This is a genomic window from Streptomyces sp. NPDC053665 (genome assembly GCF_055585285.1).
This window is the reverse complement of sequence record NZ_JBVJKK010000002.1, coordinates 873529-892755: the sequence shown is the minus strand read 5'-3', so window position 1 is coordinate 892755 and position 19227 is coordinate 873529. Positions and strand designations below refer to the sequence as shown.

19 protein-coding genes are annotated in these 19227 nt (G+C 75.1%); 8 read left to right on the top strand and 11 right to left on the bottom strand.

Translation table 11 applies throughout. The annotated features are described in order from the left end of the window. Positions 1–10 precede the first annotated feature (10 nt). The gene (locus ACZ6ZN_RS11560; RefSeq protein ID WP_469645229.1) at positions 11–1930 is read left to right on the top strand and encodes an AMP-dependent synthetase/ligase; all 1920 of its coding nucleotides are present in this window, start codon (positions 11–13) and stop codon (positions 1928–1930) included. Positions 1931–2007: 77 nt separating this feature from the next. On the opposite strand, the gene ACZ6ZN_RS11555 is transcribed toward ACZ6ZN_RS11560, so the two are convergent. Continuing rightward, entirely contained in the window at positions 2008–2403 is a 396-nt protein-coding gene (locus tag ACZ6ZN_RS11555; RefSeq protein WP_266457110.1) for a rodlin, read from the bottom strand. 245 nt (positions 2404–2648) lie between these two features. On the opposite strand from ACZ6ZN_RS11555, the gene ACZ6ZN_RS11550 reads away from it, so the two are divergent. The 3 genes from ACZ6ZN_RS11550 (at position 2649) to ACZ6ZN_RS11540 (ending at position 4343) form a co-directional block, all read left to right on the top strand. After that, the gene (locus ACZ6ZN_RS11550; RefSeq protein ID WP_344538212.1) at positions 2649–3044 is read left to right on the top strand and encodes a rodlin; all 396 of its coding nucleotides are present in this window, start codon (positions 2649–2651) and stop codon (positions 3042–3044) included. Between the two features lie 232 nt (positions 3045–3276). Further along, complete coding sequence (locus ACZ6ZN_RS11545) at positions 3277–3504, top strand: chaplin (protein WP_451878011.1); 228 nt, start codon at positions 3277–3279, stop codon at positions 3502–3504. 137 nt (positions 3505–3641) lie between these two features. After that, complete coding sequence (locus ACZ6ZN_RS11540; RefSeq protein WP_469645225.1) at positions 3642–4343, top strand: chaplin; 702 nt, start codon at positions 3642–3644, stop codon at positions 4341–4343. A gap of 53 nt (positions 4344–4396) precedes the next feature. Here the strand turns inward: ACZ6ZN_RS11540 and ACZ6ZN_RS11535 are convergent, their stop codons facing one another. Together ACZ6ZN_RS11535 and ACZ6ZN_RS11530 are read right to left on the bottom strand one after the other, a co-directional pair. Continuing rightward, positions 4397–4615, bottom strand: a complete 219-nt coding sequence (locus tag ACZ6ZN_RS11535) for a hypothetical protein (RefSeq protein WP_451878013.1) — start codon at positions 4613–4615, stop codon at positions 4397–4399. A gap of 40 nt (positions 4616–4655) precedes the next feature. After that, entirely contained in the window at positions 4656–5864 is a 1209-nt protein-coding gene (locus ACZ6ZN_RS11530) for a carboxylate--amine ligase (protein WP_469645222.1), read from the bottom strand. Positions 5865–5992: 128 nt separating this feature from the next. Between ACZ6ZN_RS11530 and ACZ6ZN_RS11525 the strand changes: the two genes are divergently transcribed. After that, on the top strand, positions 5993–7261 hold the full coding sequence (locus tag ACZ6ZN_RS11525; RefSeq protein WP_469645217.1) for a glycoside hydrolase family 26 protein: 1269 nt from the start codon (positions 5993–5995) through the stop codon (positions 7259–7261). Positions 7262–7299: 38 nt separating this feature from the next. Here ACZ6ZN_RS11525 and ACZ6ZN_RS11520 read toward each other — a convergent pair whose 3' ends face one another. The 8 genes from ACZ6ZN_RS11520 to ACZ6ZN_RS11485 all read right to left on the bottom strand — a co-directional run bounded on the left by ACZ6ZN_RS11520 (position 7300) and on the right by ACZ6ZN_RS11485 (position 16973). Beyond that, positions 7300–8403 carry a GNAT family N-acetyltransferase gene (locus ACZ6ZN_RS11520; RefSeq protein WP_469645215.1) on the bottom strand — a complete coding sequence of 368 codons (1104 nt, stop codon included), beginning with the start codon at positions 8401–8403 and terminating at the stop codon, positions 7300–7302. After that, positions 8400–9050, bottom strand: coding sequence for a YveK family protein (locus ACZ6ZN_RS11515; protein ID WP_398110184.1), 651 nt, complete (start codon positions 9048–9050; stop codon positions 8400–8402). The genes ACZ6ZN_RS11520 and ACZ6ZN_RS11515 overlap by 4 nt, the downstream gene beginning before the upstream one ends. Further along, a complete protein-coding gene (locus tag ACZ6ZN_RS11510) occupies positions 9047–10198 on the bottom strand; it encodes a glycosyltransferase (RefSeq protein ID WP_469645212.1) in 1152 nt (383 codons plus the stop codon). The genes ACZ6ZN_RS11515 and ACZ6ZN_RS11510 overlap by 4 nt, the downstream gene beginning before the upstream one ends. Beyond that, positions 10195–10986 (bottom strand): polysaccharide deacetylase family protein, encoded by a 792-nt coding sequence (locus tag ACZ6ZN_RS11505; RefSeq protein WP_469645210.1) that lies wholly within the window; start codon positions 10984–10986, stop codon positions 10195–10197. The genes ACZ6ZN_RS11510 and ACZ6ZN_RS11505 overlap by 4 nt, the downstream gene beginning before the upstream one ends. Continuing rightward, positions 10970–12634 (bottom strand): murein biosynthesis integral membrane protein MurJ, encoded by a 1665-nt coding sequence (gene murJ / locus ACZ6ZN_RS11500; RefSeq protein WP_469645207.1) that lies wholly within the window; start codon positions 12632–12634, stop codon positions 10970–10972. Before murJ ends, ACZ6ZN_RS11505 begins: the two co-directional genes overlap by 17 nt. Before the next feature lie 404 nt (positions 12635–13038). After that, positions 13039–14382 carry an O-antigen ligase family protein gene (locus ACZ6ZN_RS11495; protein ID WP_398110188.1) on the bottom strand — a complete coding sequence of 448 codons (1344 nt, stop codon included), beginning with the start codon at positions 14380–14382 and terminating at the stop codon, positions 13039–13041. Positions 14383–14388: 6 nt separating this feature from the next. After that, on the bottom strand, positions 14389–15813 hold the full coding sequence (locus ACZ6ZN_RS11490; RefSeq protein ID WP_469645204.1) for a sugar transferase: 1425 nt from the start codon (positions 15811–15813) through the stop codon (positions 14389–14391). Beyond that, positions 15810–16973: a glycosyltransferase family 4 protein gene (locus ACZ6ZN_RS11485; RefSeq protein WP_469645200.1), complete on the bottom strand. Its 1164-nt coding sequence runs from the start codon at positions 16971–16973 to the stop codon at positions 15810–15812. The genes ACZ6ZN_RS11490 and ACZ6ZN_RS11485 overlap by 4 nt, the downstream gene beginning before the upstream one ends. Positions 16974–17446: 473 nt before the next feature. Here ACZ6ZN_RS11485 and chpG point away from each other — a divergent pair, with 473 nt between their 5' ends. The 3 genes from chpG to ACZ6ZN_RS11470 all read left to right on the top strand — a co-directional run bounded on the left by chpG (position 17447) and on the right by ACZ6ZN_RS11470 (position 19019). Further along, positions 17447–17686 (top strand): chaplin ChpG, encoded by a 240-nt coding sequence (gene chpG / locus ACZ6ZN_RS11480; RefSeq protein ID WP_062926927.1) that lies wholly within the window; start codon positions 17447–17449, stop codon positions 17684–17686. Positions 17687–17935: 249 nt separating this feature from the next. Next, positions 17936–18565, top strand: coding sequence for a hypothetical protein (locus tag ACZ6ZN_RS11475; RefSeq protein WP_469645198.1), 630 nt, complete (start codon positions 17936–17938; stop codon positions 18563–18565). A gap of 169 nt (positions 18566–18734) precedes the next feature. Then, positions 18735–19019 (top strand): hypothetical protein, encoded by a 285-nt coding sequence (locus tag ACZ6ZN_RS11470; RefSeq protein ID WP_398110192.1) that lies wholly within the window; start codon positions 18735–18737, stop codon positions 19017–19019. Positions 19020–19227: the final 208 nt, after the last annotated feature.

Here is a 19227-nt window from a genome sequence, read left to right as displayed (position 1 = left end):
GGGAGCCGTCATGGGCGTACGCAAGGATCTGCAACGGGCGAAGCACCGCACCGACCTGGCGGTCAGGGCCGAGACCGTCCGGGACGAGCGGGGCGTCGTCCGCGAGGCCCGCACGGCCCCCCTCGCGCCCCGCCCGACGACCGGCAGCACCGCGGACATACCCTTCACCAACGCGGCCGAGGACCCCGACGCCGTGGTGCTGCGCCGCGAACGGCACGGCACCTGGCAGCCCGTCACGGCGGCGGCCTTCGCCCACGAGGTCACCGCCGTGGCCAAGGGCCTGATCGCGGCCGGTCTCGAACCGGGCGGCCGCGTCGCGATCATGTCCCGCACCCGCTACGAGTGGACGGTCCTGGACTTCGCCGTCTGGTCCGCCGGCGGCCAGAGCGTCCCCGTCTACGCCACCTCCTCCGCCGACCAGGTCGAATGGATCGTCCGCGACTCGGGCGCCCGGTACGTCGTCGCCGAGACGGCCGCGAACGCCGGGACGGTCCGCGCGGGCACCGCCTCCCACGCCGAACCGCCCCGCGTCTGGCACCTGGACGGCGGCGCCCTCGACGACCTCACCGCCCTCGGCCGGGACGTCCCCGACGAGGAGGTCACCAAGCGCCGCACCGCCCTGACCCCCGGCACCACGGCGACCCTCTGTTACACCTCCGGCACCACCGGACGCCCCAAGGGCTGCGTCCTCACCCACGCCAACCTGCACGCCGAGGCCGCCAACACCGTCGAGCTGCTGCACCCGCTGTTCAAGGCGGTCACCGGCGAGGCCGCCTCCACCCTGCTGTTCCTGCCCCTCGCGCACATCCTCGGCCGCACCCTCCAGATCGCCTGCCTGATGGCCCGCATCGAGACCGGCCACTGCCCCGGCATCAAGCCCGACGAACTGCGCCCGGCCCTCAGGTCGTTCCGCCCGACCTTCCTGGTCGGCGTGCCCTACCTCTTCGAGAAGATCCACGACACCGGCCGCGCCACCGCCGAGAAACTCGGCCGCGGCGCCTCCTTCGACCGCGCGCACCGCATCGCCGTCCGCTTCGGCGAGGCCCACATGAACCGGTTCCTGGGCCGCGGCAAGGGCCCCGGCCCGGGCCTGCGCGCCGCCCACGCCCTGTACGACCTGCTGGTCTACCGCCGCATCCGCAAGGAACTCGGCGGCCGCCTGCGCTACGCCATCAGCGGCGGCAGCCCCCTGGACCGCGAACTCAACCTGTTCTTCTACGCGGCCGGCATCCTGATCTACGAGGGCTACGGCCTCACCGAGACCACCGCCGCCGCCACCGTCGTCCCGCCCCTGGATCCCCGCCCCGGCACGGTCGGCCTGCCGGTGCCCGGCACCGCCGTCCGCATCGCCGGCGACGGCGAGGTCCTCATCAAGGGCGGCATCGTCTTCGGCGCCTACTGGAACAACCCCGCCGCGACCGCCGAGGCGCTGGACGACGGCTGGTTCGCCACCGGCGACCTCGGCTCCCTCGACGAGGACGGCTACCTCACCATCACCGGCCGCAAGAAGGACATCCTCGTCACCACCGGCGGCAAGAACGTCTCCCCGGCCGTCCTGGAGGACCGCCTGCGCAGCCGCCCGCCCGTCGGCCAGTGCCTCGTCGTCGGCGACGGGCGCCCCTTCGTCGCCGCCCTGATCACGCTCGACCCCGAGGCACTCGCCCACTGGCTCGCGGTGCGCCGACTGCCCGCGGACACCCCGCTGTCCGAGCTGATCCACGACGAACGGCTGCGCGCCGACGTCCAAAGGGCCGTCGACCACGCCAACGAGGCCGTCTCACGCGCCGAGTCGATCCGCGCCTTCGCCCTGGTCGAGGGCGAGTTCACCGAGGAGAACGGGCTGCTCACCCCGTCCCTGAAGGTCAAGCGACCGGCGGCGACGGCCGCGTACGCGGAGCAGATCGAGGCGCTGTACGCGCGCCGGGCCTGACGCACCGGAGCACCCGCACACAAGAAGGCGGGCCGCCGGGCAGCAGCCCGACGGCCCGCCTCGGCGGAGCCGGAACGTCACTCGCCGTTGGCCGACAGGATCGACACGTCCTCCAGCAGGTGCGCCAGCGCACCGTCGCGCTTGGCGTTGGTGCTGTTCTCCGCACACTGCTGCTGCTGGTGGTCCGACAGGATCGGGATGTCCTGGATCGGGATGCCGATGAGCGCGCCGACCCCGATGGGCAGGTCGTTCACCGCGATGCACGGCTTGTTGAACGAGCCCTGGATCAGCGCCATCTGGGGGCTCATGTTGCCGTACGTCGAGGAGTTGCCGAAGCTCTGCATCGCCCCGTTGCCGTTCACGGCCGTGGGGCCGCTGTCGTCGCCGATCGCCAGGGCCTGCGGGGCCGCGGCGGCGGAGGCTCCCATGACGGAAGCGGCGATCGCCGCGGTGGCAATAACCTTCTTGATCACTGACCAGTCCTTTCTGAGGAAACCCCGTCCTACGGAGCGTTCTGGTCAACTGCGCGAGCGGTGCATGGTTTCTCCTCGTCACCCTGTCGGCCCACGCGAGGACAGTTTGTGTGTTCTTCGCCCCCGGCTGATTATCAGGAGTTTCGGGCGCTGCGGGCCAACCGGGTGAACACCCGCAACCAATCATCCGGAGCCCTGTTGATGAGGCCGTAGGACATGCGTCGCTACGAGGAAAGGAACGCGAAGTGCTCAAGAAGGCAATGGTCGCCGCGGCGGCCGCCGCCAGTGTCATCGGAATGTCGGTGGCGGCAGCTCCCCAGGCTCTTGCCGTCGGGGACGACTCGGGGCCGTCCGTCGCCAACGGCAACGGCGCCTCGTCGTCGTTCGGCAACTCGGCGACCAAGGGCGACATGAGCCCCCAGCTCTCGCTGGTCGACGGGACGCTCAACAAGCCCTGTGTCGCTGTTCAGGACCTCGACGTCGGCGTCGCACTTCTCATCGGCGTGGTTGTCCAGGACATCCCGATCCTGTCGGACCACGTCCAGCAGCAGTGCGCGGACAACTCCACGAACAGCAAGCGGGACGGCGCGCTCAACCACATCCTGGAGGACCTGTCGGTCCTCTCGGCGAACGGCGACTGAGCAAGTACCGCACGCGAGCTTGGGCGGCCCACCGGAGATCCGGGGGGCCGCCCGGCCGTATCCGCATCTTTTCCTGCGGCATTCGAGTGAATTACCCGGCGCGATACGTTGCTCAGTTTCCCCGGGCGTCAATTCCTCGTTTGCAGGCTGCAGGTCATGGTGCGAGCCGTACAAGCTGTGCTCGCTCGGTTTCGGCCGTCAAAGGGGCATGACCGCAGAGAAGGGAAGTCTCATGAAGAAGAGCGCTGCTGTCGTCGCGGGCGCGATCATGGCGCTGGGCATGGCCACCCCGGCCATGGCGGACGCGGGCGCCCAGGGTGCCGCCGTCGGTTCCCCCGGTGTGCTGTCCGGCAACGTGATCCAGGTCCCCGTGCACATCCCGATCAACCTGTGCGGCAACACCGTGAACATCATCGCCCTGCTGAACCCGGCGTTCGGCAACGCGTGCGTGAACGACTGACGCGGTAACGCACCTGCAGCACCGGCTGCGACCTGGCCGGCCCCGGGACATCACCTTCCGTTCCGGGGCCGGCTTTTCCCACTTCCCCGAGCTCCCACGAGCTTTCACGAGCTTCCATGAGCGGAAGGACCAAGAGATTGCGACAGACCCTGAACAGGGGCATGGTCGCGGCGGCGGCTGCGACGGGCATCCTCACCCTGTGCGGCGGCGCCGCGCTCGCCGACACGTCGGCCGACGGAGTGACCGCGGGCTCGCCGGGCGCCGTGTCCGGCAACAACGTCCAGGTCCCGGTCGAGGTGCCGGTGAACGCCTGCGGCAACACCGTCGACGTGGCCGCCGCGCTCAACCCCGCCTTCGGCAACTCCTGCGCCACCGACTCGGACGGCGGTGAGGGCCGCCACGCGCACGAGCGGCACGACTCCTCCGGCTCCTCCGCGCACGAGGACGACGACACGTCCCGCGGTCACACCGAGGACGCACCGTCCGGCGGCGGGTACGGCGACGAGGAGTACGGCGACGGCGGGTACGGGGAGGACGACGGCGGGTACGGCTACGGCGACACCCCTCCCACCAAGCCCCCGCAGTCCCCGCCGGTCACGCCCCCGCACACCCCTCCGCCGACCACGCCGCCGCACACGCCCCCGCCGGGCGGCCACGAGTCGACGCCCCCGGCGACGCCCCCGGACGGTCGCCACACGCCCCCCGGCACGCCCGAGCAGCCGCCCAGCCTCCCCGAGACCGGCGCCGAGGCCGTCTACGGAGCGGGCGCAGCCGGTGCCGTGATGGTCGCGGGCGGCGTCGTGCTCTACCGCCGCGGCCGGGCCGCCTCCCACCGCTGACACGACGGGTGCCGGACGCAAACGCGCCCGGCACCCGTTCGTCGTCCGTGGGGTCAGCAGTCGGCCGGGTAGAAGAACCCGAGCAGCGGGATGCCCAGCAGGAGCAGACCCAGACTGTCGTGCTCGTTGCACTCACGGGAGTCGGACGAGCTCGACGCGGAGTCGAGTCGCGGGAGGAAGTCCGTGTCGGCGGCGGACGCCGTGCCGCCGAGGACGGAGACGCTCAGGGCGAGGCTGGTGAGCACCGTGGCGGTGCGCTTCATGTGAGTCATGAGCACAAGTTAGACATTTACCCATGAAAGTCACGTACTTCTATCGAGCCAGGCGGGTGAGGCCTCCCGGGGGCGCAGGGCTCGGGCGCCGCAGCACCCGGCCGGCCGCGTGCCGGGTCCACAGACGCCACATGGCCCGCCCCGGCGCCCGGTCGTCCGGTGCGTGCCAGGCCAGCTCGCGTCCCGCCGGCGCCGGACGCAGCGCGCTCCACGGCGCGTAGTTCTCCACCACGAACGCCCGCCCCGGCCGCGGCGCCCCCTCCGGCAGCGGACGGTGCGTCAGGTCCAGGTGCAGCGCCCGGACGACGTCCAGGCCCGCCGAATCGGTGAACAGGCGGAACTGCGCCCCGGGACGCGGGTTGAAGTCCAGCAGGTGGTAGCGGCCCGTCGCGCCGCAGCGGCGGAAGTCCAGGTCGAGGATGCCGCGGTAGCCCAGGGCCCGCGTGATCCGCTCGGCGAGCGCCCCGACCTCCGGGTTGGCCGTCCAGCGGCCCACCGACGTCAGGCCCGCCCCGCGCGGCCGCGCCCGCTGCTTGCGGCCGGTGCCGCCGGCCCGTACGGTCCCGGAACGGTCGGCGTACCCGTGGACGAACCAGTCCCGGTCCCGCCCCGGCGGCAGGAACGCCTGAAGCAGCAGCGGGCTGCCCGCCTCCTGCGAGCGCGCGTACAGCTCCCGGGCCTGCCGCGAGGAGTGCACCAGCACCGTGCTGCGCAGCCCGGACCCCGGCGGCAGCAGCCAGGGCCGGCTCCACTTCGCCACCACCGGCAGCCCCAGGCGCGCGACGGCCGTGACGGCCTCGGCCGGGCTGTCCGGGGCGATCGTCTCCGGGTGCGCGACGTCCAGGGCGGCGCACGTCCGGGCCAGCTCCGCCTTGTCGGCGACGCGCTCGCAGAGCGTGCCCGGCAGGGACGGCAGCAGGTAGCCGGACCCCAGTTCCTCACGCGTCCGGCCCACCGCGAGGGCACTGGCGTCGTCCATCGGCACGAGCACCGCCGGACGCCCGACCCGGGCCGCCACCGCCCGCAGCACCCGCGCGACCTCCGCCGGGTCCGCCCCGGGCGGCGGGGGCGTGTGCACCCCGCGGACGAAGCAGGAGCGGCGCACCGGGCTGCCCGCGCAGTCGGCGACCACGTGGACGTCCACCCCGGCCCTGCCCAGGGACCGGACCGCGCCGAGGGTCCCGTGGTGAAAGGGGTTCCGGTCGATCCGCAGCACCACTGCGGGGACGCGAACATCGAGCAGCGACACGAACTCATTCCTTCGAACTGGGTCACCGGTGCGGACGAGGGGGCCACTCGAAAGCCTCACCGGCGGTGGCATGAATGTCTTTCATATGACTGAGTGTCAGTAAGCGGAGACGAGCGAAAGGGGCGCCCATGGCCACACGGCAGCGACGCGCACGGTCCCGGCGGCTGGCATTCGTCGCGGCGGCGGTGGCCGCGACAGCGGTCCTGGCGTCCGGCCAGACGATCGCCGCGGGCGTGGGAACGGCACGGACCGACGAACCGGCACCGCCATCGGCGGCGGCCACCCCGGCGGCCCCCACCCCCACCGCGTCCACCCCACCCGCGCGCACCACCCCGGCCATCGGCGCCTACCTCGACTACGGCCCCCGCGGCGTGGCCCGGATGGCGCAGCTGAGCACCTGGCTCGGCGGCGCCGACCTGCGCGTCGGGCACACCTACCTGCCCGGCGACCGCTGGAGCAACATCGAGGGCCGCCCCGGCTTCCTCGACGTGTGGGCCAACTGGCGCCGCGAGCGGGCCGACCGGCTGCTCGTCCTCAACGTGCCGATGATGGAGCGCAACGAGGAGGGCGTGTCCGACCGCGAGGTGCGCCGGCTGCTGCGCGAGGCGGCGGCCGGCCGGTTCGACCACCACTTCCGCGCACTCGGCGAGCGGCTGGTCGAGCTGGGCGTGCCGGACACCGTCCTGGTCCTCGGCTGGGAGATGAACGGCATCACCTACACCCACCGCTGCGGGCCCGACCCCGAAGCGTGGAAGCAGTACTGGAACCGGATCGTCACCACCATGCGCGCGGTGCCGGGCCAGAAGTTCCGGTTCGACTTCACCCCGAGCCGCGGCCGCGACGCGGTGCCCTGGACGGAGTGCTACCCGGGCGACGACACCGTCGACATCATCGGCCTGGACGCCTACGACCAGCCGCGGGGCATGGCCTTCGAGGAGCAGGTGTCGGAGCCGTACGGGCTCCAGCACCACGTGGACTTCGCCAAGGCGCACGGCAAGGCCATCTCGTTCCCCGAGTGGGGACTGTTCCGCAACGGCGACAACCCCGAGTACATGAAGCGCATGCTCGCCTGGATGGACGAGCACAAGCCGCTCTACCAGACGCTCACGGACTACTGCCCGCACGGCGTCTGGCAGTGCGGGGCCAATCCCCGGGCGTCGGAGGTCTACCGGTCGTTCCTCTTCGGCCGCAAGGACCCGGAGCCGGCCCCCGCCACGCCCACCGCACCCCCCACGCCCACCGAGCCGGCCCAGACCCCGGCCCCGACGCCCACACCCCAGCCGAGCACGCCGCGGCCGCAGGACTGCTCGCCGCTGAACCTCGGCGACTGGGTGGAGTACTGGATCGGCGGGAAGCTCTGCCTGCGCCTCGACTGGATGCCGCGCACCACGCGCTAGCCCGGGAGGGGACGTGCGTGCCGCGGCGGCGGGCCCGGTCAGGGCCGGCCGCCGCGGTCGCGTTCGCGCGGTCCGCGCAGCAGCTCCTTGCCGTGCCGGCGGGCCGTCGCGTCGCACAGGGCGGCGGCCAGCAGCGGCGCCGTGTGCCGGCGGGCCAGCAGCAGCCGCTGGTTGACCACCGCCCGGGGACGCCAGTGGTGCTTGTAGGGCTCGTTGCCGCGCAGCAGGCTGAGCGTGCCCGGGACGCCGTCCTTGACGTGCGTGGCCGTCGAGTCCAGCAGCATCGCCGCCACGTCCGCCTTGCGCTCGCGCAGCACCGGGTGTGCGCCGTACAGGTAGCCGCCCGCGAGGCGGGGCGAGAGCAGGGTGACGTCGACCGCCACGACCTCGTCGTCGAGCCGGAACTCGGTCACCACCGCGTCCCCGGAGCACACCATCGCGCCGACCGCCCGCACCAGGTGCTCGCGGAACCTGGGCCGCAGATGCTCCGACGTCACCTTCCGCCCCTGCCACTGCAGCCGGTGCAGCTCCAGCAGCCGCACCAGCGCGGCCTCGACCCCGCCGGGGGCGACGACATGGCGCTGGACACCGAGCGCGTCCAGTTTGCGCAGCTTGGCGCGCAGCCGCTGCTGGGTCCTGGACGGCAGCCGGGCGATCAGCTCGCTCATGGGCGCGGCCGGCAGTTCCAGGCACACCGAGTCGTCCACCCGCCGCCGGGGCCCGGGCCACTGCTCGTAGAGCCGCTCGGCCGCGCCGCCCGGCCGGACCTCGCGCAGGTCGATCAGCGCCCCGCGGGCCACGTCCGACAGCGCGCCGGACAGCACGGCCAGCGGCTCGTCGCCGTGCTCGTCGGCCAGCAGCACGTCCCCGTAGTCGGAGACCGCCCCGCCCAGCGGCACCAGCGCGGGCAGCGGACGCCGTACGCGCATGAGCGGGGCCGCCGCGGCCAGTTCGCCGCCCGCGGCGCGCACCAGCACCAGTCGCAGCCGGGCGTGCTGCCCGTAGGACCGCCACCACGAGTGCAGCCAGGCGTGGCTCTGGAACGGGGTGGCGCAGGCGCAGTGCCGGTGCAGCCGGTTCCAGTCGTCGGCCAGCCCCGCGAAGTCCCGCTCGTCGGTGACCAGTTCGGCGCGGTACGTCACAGTTGCCGCTGCGCGTCGGCGGCGAAGGCCGGGCCGGGCACGGAGGCCGGGCGGCCGGGGCGCCCGGTGACCCGCCGCGGCCGGACCAGCAGTGCCAGCCCGCCCAGCAGCCCGCCCGCGCTCGCCCCGACCAGGCCGGTCACCCCGGCGGACGCCGAGGACGGTTCGTCCGGGCTCACCGCGCGGGCGAACTGCCGCAGCTCGACGTGGGTGGACGGCTCGGCGTCCTCGGCGTGCCGGGTCAGCGCCCGGGCCACGGCGTTGGCCATGTCGGCGGCCTGTTCCGGGCGCTCCGAGGTCGCCGTGACCGCCACCATCGGCGCGTCCGGCGAGGTCGCGGTCCGGACACCGCCCCGCAGGGTCTCCACGGGGACACCCGCCCACACCTGCGCGTCCCCGAGCACCGCGAGCTGGGTGGCCACCCGGCCGTAGGCCTGGGCGAAGCCGAGGGCGGTGGAGGTGTCGGACTTCGCCGTCGGCACGGCCACGACGTAGCTGGTCGCCGTGTACTCGGGGGTCCGGACCAGTCCGTAGGCACCCCCGAGCAGACCGCCTGCCACGGCCCCGGCCGCGAGCAGGGACCAGGGGGGCAGGGTCCGGGTGAGGGCGGAGGCCTGGCGGTGCTGCCGTGCGGGGGTGTCGGTCATGAGGTGCGGGCTTCCTGGGACGGGGCGGGCAGGGGACGGGCGACCGCGGCGGCGTAGACGTCCATGAGCCGGGCGGCGCTGCGGGTGATGCAGTAGTGGCGGGCGGCCTCGGGCACCGAGCGCGGCCCGGGCCCCTGCCGGCGTACGTCCGCCAGGGCCCGGGCGTACGCGTCCGGGCCGCCGGTGACGTGCCGGGCGGTGGGCGCGGCGGACGCGGGCAGGTCCTGCAGAGCCGGGCAGGAGGCGTAGAGCACCGGCAGCCCGGCCGCCAGCGCCTCCACGACGGCCAGGCCGAACGCCTCCTCCGGGGACGGGGAGGCCAGGACGTCCATCGCGGAGGTCAGCGACGGCAGGTCGGGGCCGGGCGTGCCGTCGGGGACGTAGGGGCGTTCGCCGGTGAACAGCACCCGGTCGGCGACCCCGGCCGCCCGGGCGGTGCGGCGCAGCACGTCCTCCTCGGGGCCGGCGCCGACCAGCAGCAGCCGGTGGTCGGCGGGCAGGTGGGCCAGCGCCCGGATCAGCGTCCCGAAGCGCTTGCCGGGGGCGAGGCGGCCGACCGCGCCGACGACGTACGCGTCGTCCGGCAGGCCCAGCCGGCGGCGGGTCTCGGCGCGGCGGGCCGGGTCGTAGCGGAAGCGGGCCACGTCGATGCCGTTGGGCACCACCTCGATGCGCGGGCCGGGCACGCCCCAGCGCTCCAGGCGCTCGGCGACCGTGGGGGACACGGCGACCGTGGTGCGGCCGAGCCGCTCGCCCGCCAGATACAGGGCACGCACCCCGGCGTTCAGGGGCCGCCCCTCCATCTGCGAGTCGCCCAGGGAGTGCTCGGTGGCGACGACCGCCCGGACGCCCGCCAGGCGCGCGGCGATCCGGCCGTACAGGCACGCGCGGTACAGGTGGGTGTGCACGAGCTGGTAACCGCCGCGGCGGATGAGACGCACCAGCCGGGGCAGGGCCGCCAGGTCGCGGTTGCCCGCCATGCCGAGGTGGTGCACCCGCACCCCGTCGGCGGCGAGCCCGGCCGCGACCGCGCCCGGGTTGGTCAGCGTCACCACGTCGCAGTCGACGGGCAGGTGCCGCAGCAGCAGCCGCAACTGCTGCTCGGCACCGCCCACGCCGAGGCCGGTGATGATGTGCAGGGCCTTCACCGCGGCTCCTGGACGGCTCGGCGGCGCAGCCGGTGCAGCCGGTACTTCAGGAACAGCCGTACGCCGGTGTCGTTCTGGCCGATGTGCACCCGGGGCAGGGCGTGCGGGCCGCCGAGGGGGCCGGGGTCGATCGCGCAGCCGTAGCTGTAGCCCGCCGCCCGCACGGCCTCGACGGCCCGGGCGTCGAGCGTGCCGTACGGGTAGCAGAAGCCGGCGGGCGCGGTGCCGGTCAGCTCCGCGAGCACGGTCCTGCTGCCCTCGGTCTCCGACGTCAGCGTGGCGTCGTCGGCCTTGGTCAGGTCGACGTGGGTCAGCCCGTGCGAGCCGATCTCGACGCCCTCGGCCGCGGCCTGCCGGACGCCCTCCGCGGTCAGCAGCCGCTTGCGCGGGCCCAGCGGGTCCCAGGCGTTGTCGCCGCCGAGCCGGCCCGGCAGCACGAACAGGGTGGCGCCGCAGTCGTGCCGGCGCAGGACGGGCAGGGCCTCGGTGACGAAGTCGGCGTACCCGTCGTCGAAGGTGAGCCCGACCAGGCCGTGGCCGGCGCCCCGGGCCCGGGCGGCCAGCAGGTCCGCCATGGACACCCCGCGCAGACCGCGCCGCCGCAGCCAGTGCAACTGGCGGTCGAGCCGCTCGGGCGAGACCGTCACGCGGTACGGGTCGTCCGTGGGGTCGCCGACGGAGTGGTACATCGCCACGAACAGGGCCGGGCCGGGTGCGGCGCCGGTTCCGGGTGCGGAGTCGGTTGCGGCGCCGGCCCCGGCGTCGGGGGAGTCAACGGGTGCGGCCATGAGGGAGCCTTCGTGAGACGGAACGGAGGGACTGCAGCGCGGTGACGCAGCCCTGGTCGCCCAGGGCGCGGCCGAGCGGGAGGAAGACGAGGGCGACGGTGACGGCACCGGCGGCGAGACCGGGCACGGGCGAGCCGGGCCGACCGGCCGCCCAGGCACCGGCGAGAGCTGCGGGCAGCGCCGCGCCCACCGACCGGGCCAGTGCGGACCGGACCCGCCTGGTGCGGACCGGGACGCCGCGCGTGGCCAGTCCGGCGAGCAGCAGCACGGCCGTGACGGTGATGCCGGCGGCGTTGGCGGCGGCGATCCCGCGCACGCCCCACGGCCCCACCGTCCACACGCCCGCGACGGCCGTGACGGCGAGGCCCGCGGCCATCGCGCCGAGCGGGAACCAGGTGACCCGCCCGGCCGAGAAGTAGGAGCGGATCAGGGCGCCGACCAGGGTGTGCGCGAGGAGGCCGAGGGCGTAGACGCGCATCACCTCGACCGTCGCCGCGGTGTCCCGGGCGGTGAACGCGCCGCGCTGGAGCAGCAGTTCGACGATCTGCGGGGCGCAGGCCACCACCACCGCCCCGCCGGCCAGCACCATCGAGGCGGCCAGCGCGAGGTCGCGCTCGACCCGGGAGCGGGCCCGCTCGGTGTCCCCGTCGGCGAGGGCCCGCGCGACCACCGGGAAGGTGACCGTGCACAGCATCAGCGACAGGGTCATCGGGATCTGGGTGATCTTCTGCGCGTAGTTGAGGTGCGAGATGGCACCGGCGGGCAGCGTGGAGCCGAGGAACCGCTCGATGAGCACCTGGGACTGGCGGCACAGCGCGAACAGCAGGACCGCGGCCAGCAGCGCGACCCCCATCGCCCGCCCGTCGCCCGCCCCCGCGGGCGGCTGCGCGAGCGGAACGCCCTTGTGGCGCAACTCCCGCCACAGCACCGGCACCTGCGCCAGCACCATGAGGCAGCCGCCGACGGCCACGCCGGCCGCCGCCGCCCGCACGCCCCACCGCCCACCCAGTACGAGCACGGCGGTGATGATGCCGGTGTTGTACGCGACGTAGATCGCCGCCGGGGCGAGGAACCGGCGGTGGGCGCGCAGGGCCGCGCTGCAGTAGCCGGCGAGCCCGAACGTCAGCACGCAGGTGGCGGTGAGCCGGGTGCAGTCGACCGCGAGCCCGGGGTCGGGCAGCCCGGGCGCCAGGACGGCGACCAGCTGCGGTGCGAGCACGGCCAGCAGCGCGGCCACGGCGGCGAAGGCCAGGGCCAGCCGGGGCAGCGTGTGCGCGACGAGCGAGCGGACGGGGTCCCCGGCGGCGCCCCCGGCACGCCGGGCCAGGGCCATGCTGAACGCCGGGATGAGGGCGATCGCCAGCCCGTCCTCGATGAGCAGGGTGGCGGCGAACTCCGGCACGGTCCACGCCACGAGGAACGCGTCCGTCGCGCTCCCGGCCCCGAACATCCGCGCCAGCGACTGGTCCCGCACCAGCCCCAGCAGGGCCCCCGCCGCCGACAGCACGGCGGTGAGCGCGGCGGCCCTTGCGAGGAACCCCCGCGTGACGGGCGCGTCGGCAGCGCCGGGGGCGGAAGGCGGGACGTCGCCGGAGGCCGGACACCGGACCGGCGGGCCCGTACCGGGCCCGTCCGCCGTGACGGGCATGCCCGGCCCTTCGGGGAGCGACACCCCTCCGATGCCCGGGGCCGGCTCGCCCGCGGTGGCTTCCCGCGGGTGTGCGGTGGTCGGGATGCCGGGGGTCGCCGAGGGACCCCAGGTCACCGGTCCGGTGGGTGAGGTCGGAGTCGGAGCGGGTCCGGCGGGTGAAGTCGGTCCGGTGGTCGGATCAGGTGCGGCTGGCGATGTGCCGGTGGCCGGGGTGGGCCCGTGGGCTGGAGTGGGCCCGGCGGGTGAAGTCGGTCCGGTGGGCGGGGTCGGGTCGGCTGTGGTGGCCTCCCGTGGGCGGGCGGCCGTCGGGATGCGGGGGACCGCCGAGCGGCCCCAGGTCGCCGGCGCCGGGCCGGGGAACCCCGTTCCGCCGCCCGCGCCCGTCTGTTCTGGCGTCACCGTCATCGTGCCGGCGCCTCCTGTACCGCGCCCCGGGCGTCCGGGGCGGTGGCGGTGGGCCCGGCCGCGGCGAGACCCGTCCGGTCGGACAGGCCCCACCACGCCGCCAGGCCGAAGCACATCGCCGTCAGGACCGTCGACGGGCCGCCGATGTCCGCGTAGGCGAAGTCGGTCAGCTGCCACACCAGGAGGCCGGAGGCGACCAGGCCGCAGTCCAGGCCGGGGCCGGCCGCGCGGCGGGTGCGCCACAGGGCGCGCACCGCGCACAGCAGCAGCGCCAGCCAGCTGCCCGCCAGCGCCAGCAGGCCGATCAGCCCCTGCTCGGCCAGGACCAGCAGGTACATGTTGTGCGGGGACAGCAGCGGCTGCTTGCGGAAGGCCGCCCCCGCGCCCTCCGTGTCGCTGCCCGCGGACAGGGCCAGCGACGAGTGCCCGTCGCGGTGCTCGGGGAAGCCCTTCAGGCCGACACCGGCCAGCGGGTGCTCGCCCCACATGCCCGTCGCCGCCGCCCACATGGTGTACCGGTCGGTCACCGACTGGTCGGGCGCGTCGGCGACCCGCGTGATGCTGCTGATCCGCTCCTGCAGCATCGCCGTGCCGACGCCGAAGCCGCCGACCAGGATCACGCTCGCCGCGGCCACCACGGCCCCGGCCGACAGCGCCCGCCGCAGCCCGGACAGCAGCAGTTGCGCCACGCACGTCACCGCCGTCGCGATCCACGCCCCGCGGCTGAAGGACACCGCCAGGGGCGGCAGCAGCAGCAGCGCGCAGACCAGGGCGATCACCCGCTGCCGCACCGGCGCGCTGCCCAGCGCGAGACCCACCGCGCAGACCAGCCCCAGCGAGACGACCGTGGCCATGCCCATCACGTCCTGCGCCCCGAACGTGCCCACGGCCCGCACCGGCCGGCCCTGGTACGAGGCGCCGGTCGCGGTCGCGTACTGGTGCACGCCGACGGCCCCCTGCCACACCGCCAGCCCCACGAACGACCAGGCCAGCAGCCGGAAGTCGGCCCGGTCCCGCAGGAGCAGCAGCACGGACAGCGGCACCAGCACGAACACCTGCAGGTAGCGGCCGAGGCCGACGAGCCCCTCGCCCGGCGACACCGCCCCGGCCGCGGCGACGGCGACCCCCAGCACGGGCAACCCCAGCACCACCGCGGCCGCGGGGGACAGGGGCCGCCGGCGGTCCCGGACGAGACGGACCGCGCAGTACAGCACGACCAGCGCGGACACCGCGTCCGCCGGGCCCGCGCCGCCCTCGCCGCCCGGCCCCAGCGGCAGGGCGAGCAGGGCGACGACGGCCAGCAGGGGGAGAACGGGCGCGTGCGCCCCGACCCGGGTCATGCGCGGTCAGCTCCCCGTCGGACGCACGAGCGCCGCCGCCGTGCGCAGCAGGATGCAGACGTCCCGCCACAGCGACCAGTCGTCGATGTACGCGTTGTCGAACCGGGCGCGGTCCTCGATCGAGGTGTCGCCGCGCAGCCCGTGCACCTGCGCCAGGCCCGTGACGCCGACCCGGACCCGGTGGCGGGCGGCGTAACCCGGGTAGGTCTGGCCGAACTGGGCGACGAAGTAGGGGCGTTCGGGCCGCGGCCCGACCAGGCTCATGTCGCCGCGCAGGACGTTCCACAGCTGGAGCAGCTCGTCGAGGGAGGTGCGGCGCAGGAAGCGGCAGAACCAGGGCATCTGGCGGTCGTTCGCCACGCTCCACCGGGTCGCCGACTCGTGCTCGTCGACCGGGCGGTGGGTGCGGAACTTCAGCAGCGTGAAGGGCCGGCCGTCCTTGCCGATGCGCTCCTGCCGGAAGACGACCCCCGGACCGCCGGTCAGCCGCAGTACCGCCGCGCACACCAGCAGCAGCGGGCTGACCAGCAGGAGCAGCGTTCCGGACACCACGACGTCCAGGGCCCGTTTGCCGATGCTGCCGCGCAGCCGCGCCCCGAGGTCGAGGCGACGGCAGGGGAACCCGGCGAGCCGGTCCCCCGACCGGCTGGAGGGCACGTCCGGGTCGATCTCCCACACCGTGCAGCCCGACTCGGCCAGCGCCCGCAGCAGCGGCCCGTGCGAGGCCCGGGCCGAGGTCCGCACGGCCAGCACCTCGCGCACCCCGTTCTGGACGACCGCCCGCTGCACCTCCTCGCCCGTGGTCAGCACGGGCAGCCCCGCGCTGCCGTCGGGTTCGTCGGTGACGACCCCCACGGGCCGCACCCCGTAACGGGGGTGGCGCAGGACGGCGGCGGCCACGCGCTGCGCGGTCGCCGCCGGTCCGACCACCAGCGCGGCCTGCGGCCGGTGCAGCAGTTCGGCCCGCCGGTAGGCGTGCACGGCGGCCCGCCCCGCGCAGCAGACCACCGTCTGGAGCAGCATCCCGGTGGCCAGCGTCCACAGGGACAGCGCGTGCTGCGGCACGCAGGCCGCCGTGAACGCCCCGAGCGCCAGCCAGGCCACCGCGATCCGGCCGCTGACGGCGGGCAGTTCGTCGAGCAGCGCGGGCAGCCGGGCGGGGCGGTGGGAGTGCAGCAGCAGCGACGCTGCCACCAGGACCGCCAGCAGCAGCGGGTGGCGCTGGGTGCCGGACAGCGCCAGCCCGCCCAGGACGGCGGCCGTGCCGTCGGCGGTGAGCAGCGGAAGCGGCGACGCGGCCCGCACCGGTGGGCGCCGCTCGGGGACGCGGAAGCCGGTCGCGGTGCCGCGCGGCGGCAGCAGCGACACGGGCGGGCGTGCGAGCCGCCGGGGCTGCCCGGTGGGAGGGGGGACGGTGCTTTCCGCGGTCACGAGGCGACTGACTCCCTGCGCTCGGTGGACTCGGCGCGCGCGCCCAGCAGTTCGCGGTACACGTCCGCGACCGCCCGGGCCGTGCGGCGCACGTCGTGCGTGGACAGGACATGCCGGCGCCCCTGGTCGCCGAGGGACCGGCGCAGCGGCGCGTCCAGGAGCAGTTCGGTCACGGCCCCGGCCAGGGCCGCCGGGGCGAGGGCGGGCACCAGACAGTGCGGCGCGAGCCCGGGCGGCAGGCTCTCCCGGGCCCCGCCCACGTCCGTCACCACCACCGGCCGCCCGCACGCCATGGCCTCCAGCGGCGCCAGGGCCATGCCCTCCCAGCGCGAAGGCAGCACGACCAGGTCCGCCGCCTGGTACCAGGGCACGACGTCGGCGACGTCCCCCGCGAACCGCACGGAGGGGGGCGCCAGGGCCCGCAGCCGTCCGTGGTCGGGACCGTCGCCGACCAGCACCAGCCGCGCCCCGGGCACCCGCCGCAGCACCGACTCCCACGCCGTCAGCAGGACGTCCTGGCCCTTCTGGCGGCACAACCGCCCCACGCACACCACGAGCGGCCCCCGGCGTTCGGCCTCCGGCAGCAGGTCCGTCCGTACGCCGTCGGCGCCGGCCGGGCGGAAGCGCTCGACATCGATCCCGTTGGGCACCACGCTCCACCGCCCGTGGACCCCGGCCGCCTCGCCGAGCCGGCGCTCCGCCTCGCTGACGCACACCACCCGGGCCGCCCAGCGGGCCCCCCACCGCTCCCAGCCGCGCGCGAGGGCCGCGGCCGTGCCGCCGACCGCCTCGAACGACCAGGCGTGCGGCTGGAACACCGTCGGGACGCGGCCGCGCAGGGCGAGCCGCCCGGCCAGGCCGGCCTTCGCGCTGTGCGCGTGCACCAGGTCGGGCCGCACCTCCGCGGCGATCCGGGCCAGCCGGCGTGTCTCGGCGGCGGTGGAGCCTCCCGGTGCGCGCGTGGCCGCCCAGTGCCGTACGTCCGCGCCGAGTTCCCCCAGCCGGGCCGCGAGAGGGCTGCGGGGGCAGGCGACGGTGACGCGCAGGCCGTCGGCGAGCTGGGCGCCCACCAGGTCCGTCACGACGCGGGCGACACCGCCGTCCACGGGCTGGGTGACGTGCAGGACCCGCGGCGGAGGGTCGGTCGGTGACAGGTGCATGCGCGGTTTTCCTCGCTCACGGACGGCGCTCGGTACGGCGGGAACGCGCCTGGCTGCCGGGTGCCGACGGCGCCGCGGAGCGCGCCGGCGCACACCGCGTCCCGCTGGCCAACGAGCCGGACGCCCGCCGGTCACCACCGCACGGCAGGGCGTCGCGGAACGTGCTCCCCCCTGGGTGGCCGATCGAAAGAGCGAGCGAGGCGCATGCGAGGTGCGCATGACCGGCGAGGCCTTTCACGAAGATGGCGAGGGACCGTCAGAACTGCGCGCGGCAGGGGTGTGCGGGAAGGTGCGCCACTGTAGTGGCCATCCGTACGATCCCGGAGAAACCGGGCGCGGGTGTCGTGGCCGGTGGAGCGGGCTCCGCGGCGACATCACTCCTTTGGCGGCACAACTCGGGTGCACGCCACGCGTTGACACAGCGCCGGGCATCCGCCCGGATGTTTGTGTCAACCCCCAAGGAGCACCTCTCCATGTCGCGTATCGCGAAGGGCCTGGTCCTGACCTCCGCTGCCGCTGCCGCTGTCGCGGGCAGCACCGGCATCGCCGCCGCCGACGCCGGCGCGCAGGCCGCGGCCGCCCACTCCCCGGGCGTGCTGTCCGGCAACGTCGTCCAGGTTCCGCTGCACATCCCGGTCAACGTCTGCGGCAACACGGTCGACATCATCGGCCTGCTGAACCCGGCGTTCGGCAACGAGTGCGAGAACGACTGACGTCGTTCCGGAAACCCTGGCCGGCCGCCCTCCCGTGGGACCCACGCGGGAGGGCGGCCGGTTTCCTGTTGCCCCGAACGGGGGCGGGCGGGCCGCCGGCGGGCGGACCGGGTGCACGCCGCCTCACCAGGGGGGACGGCGCCGGCTCGCGCGGACGCCGCTGACCTGGTGCGTTCGCTCGGTTGCGGAGGTCGGCCACCCCTCGCACGGTGGGCACAAGATCCGACGCCCCACCGAAAGGAACCCCCCATGCGTCTGCCCGCACGGCGAATCGCGACCCCCGCGCTCTGCGCCACGCTGCTGCTCGGGATCGCCGGGCCCGCCGCCGTGGCCGCCGACACCGCCCCGGACCGGGAGCGCGCCCACACGGCCACCCGGGCCCCCGCCCCCGACGCGGACGCGACGCTGGAGCAGGTCGAGGCGCTCGGCGACCTGGGCGGTGTACTCACCCCCGTCGCCGATCTGCTGACCGCCGTGCTCCAGGCGGAGGGCGGTCAGCTGCCGCCGTCGCAGGCCGCCGAGCTGAGCACCGGGGTGAAGGACGCCATCGCCCAGGCCACCGCGGTGTCCGGGCAGAGCGCCGGCACGACCGGCACCGCCGCCCCGAGCAGCCCGCTGCCGCAGGCCAGCACCCTGCCCGCCCCGGTCGAGGGACGGGCCGAACTGCCGGAGGGCCTGGCGGCCGAGGCGCTGGCCGCCCTGCGCGAGGCCACCGACGTTCTGGTCGCGGCCGTGACCTCCGGCGACACCGCCAAGGTCACCCCGGCGGTCGACCAGGTCGTCACCGGGCTCGTCAACACCGTCGCCGCCACCCTGGTCGGCAGCGAACTCCCCGCCCCGGACCTGGCGGGCCTGTCCGCCCTGCCGAAGGCTCCCTGACGCCACGCCTCCCGAACGTCGTGCCGGCCGCCCCCGACCGGCACGACTTTCTGTTTCAGCGACTCATATGAGGTTCTGGTCACGGGGTTTCCGCGCCGCGCGCCCCTCGTTAGGCAGGCGTCGGACATTCACCCCACACGGTGACAACAGTCGCCCAGGAAGGACCCCGATGAAGCCTCTGAAGGCCGCCGCCGTCCTCGTCGGTTCCCTCGCCGCCGCAGCCGCCGCCACCCCCGCGCACGCCGCCTACGACCCGGCCACCGTCACGCCCACCAGCCTCAACGGCGCCGTCAACGCGCTCACCCGCGAGCCCATCGACCCGATGCCGCTCAAGCACCAGTCGAACGCCCTCGACACCGAGAACCAGGACTCCGTGCTCAGCACCGTGAAGCACGCGACGACCAAGCTGAACTCCAAGGGCGGCCTGCTCGGCGGTCTTCCGCTGCCGAAGTGACCTCGCCGGCGCGTCCCGCGGCACGCCCGGCGGACGCCGGAGGGCGTTCGCCGGACCGGGGCCCGCCTGTCGGACCGGGGCGTTCGCCGGACCGGGGCGACCGTCGTATTACTGCGGCAGTCGGGGGAATTGTGCGCTCGTGCGGTTCCCCGGCTCGTTACTCGGTACGCACGCCGAGCCCCCGACCCAGGAAAGGGACCGCACCCCA

Bases quoted from the DNA above. Each gene is read 5' to 3' on its own strand.
- ACZ6ZN_RS11470 (WP_398110192.1), top strand. From the start codon at position 18,735: ATGAAGCCTCTGAAGGCCGCCGCCGTCCTCGTCGGTTCCCTCGCCGCC.
- chpG (WP_062926927.1), top strand. From the start codon at position 17,447: ATGTCGCGTATCGCGAAGGGCCTGGTCCTGACCTCCGCTGCCGCTGCC.
- murJ (WP_469645207.1), bottom strand. From the start codon at position 12,634: ATGCCCGTCACGGCGGACGGGCCCGGTACGGGCCCGCCGGTCCGGTGT.
- ACZ6ZN_RS11495 (WP_398110188.1), bottom strand. From the start codon at position 14,382: ATGACCCGGGTCGGGGCGCACGCGCCCGTTCTCCCCCTGCTGGCCGTC.
- ACZ6ZN_RS11535 (WP_451878013.1), bottom strand. From the start codon at position 4,615: ATGACTCACATGAAGCGCACCGCCACGGTGCTCACCAGCCTCGCCCTG.
- ACZ6ZN_RS11560 (WP_469645229.1), top strand. From the start codon at position 11: ATGGGCGTACGCAAGGATCTGCAACGGGCGAAGCACCGCACCGACCTG.
- ACZ6ZN_RS11525 (WP_469645217.1), top strand. From the start codon at position 5,993: ATGGCCACACGGCAGCGACGCGCACGGTCCCGGCGGCTGGCATTCGTC.
- ACZ6ZN_RS11515 (WP_398110184.1), bottom strand. From the start codon at position 9,050: ATGACCGACACCCCCGCACGGCAGCACCGCCAGGCCTCCGCCCTCACC.
- ACZ6ZN_RS11485 (WP_469645200.1), bottom strand. From the start codon at position 16,973: ATGCACCTGTCACCGACCGACCCTCCGCCGCGGGTCCTGCACGTCACC.
- ACZ6ZN_RS11505 (WP_469645210.1), bottom strand. From the start codon at position 10,986: ATGGCCGCACCCGTTGACTCCCCCGACGCCGGGGCCGGCGCCGCAACC.
- ACZ6ZN_RS11545 (WP_451878011.1), top strand. From the start codon at position 3,277: ATGAAGAAGAGCGCTGCTGTCGTCGCGGGCGCGATCATGGCGCTGGGC.
- ACZ6ZN_RS11475 (WP_469645198.1), top strand. From the start codon at position 17,936: ATGCGTCTGCCCGCACGGCGAATCGCGACCCCCGCGCTCTGCGCCACG.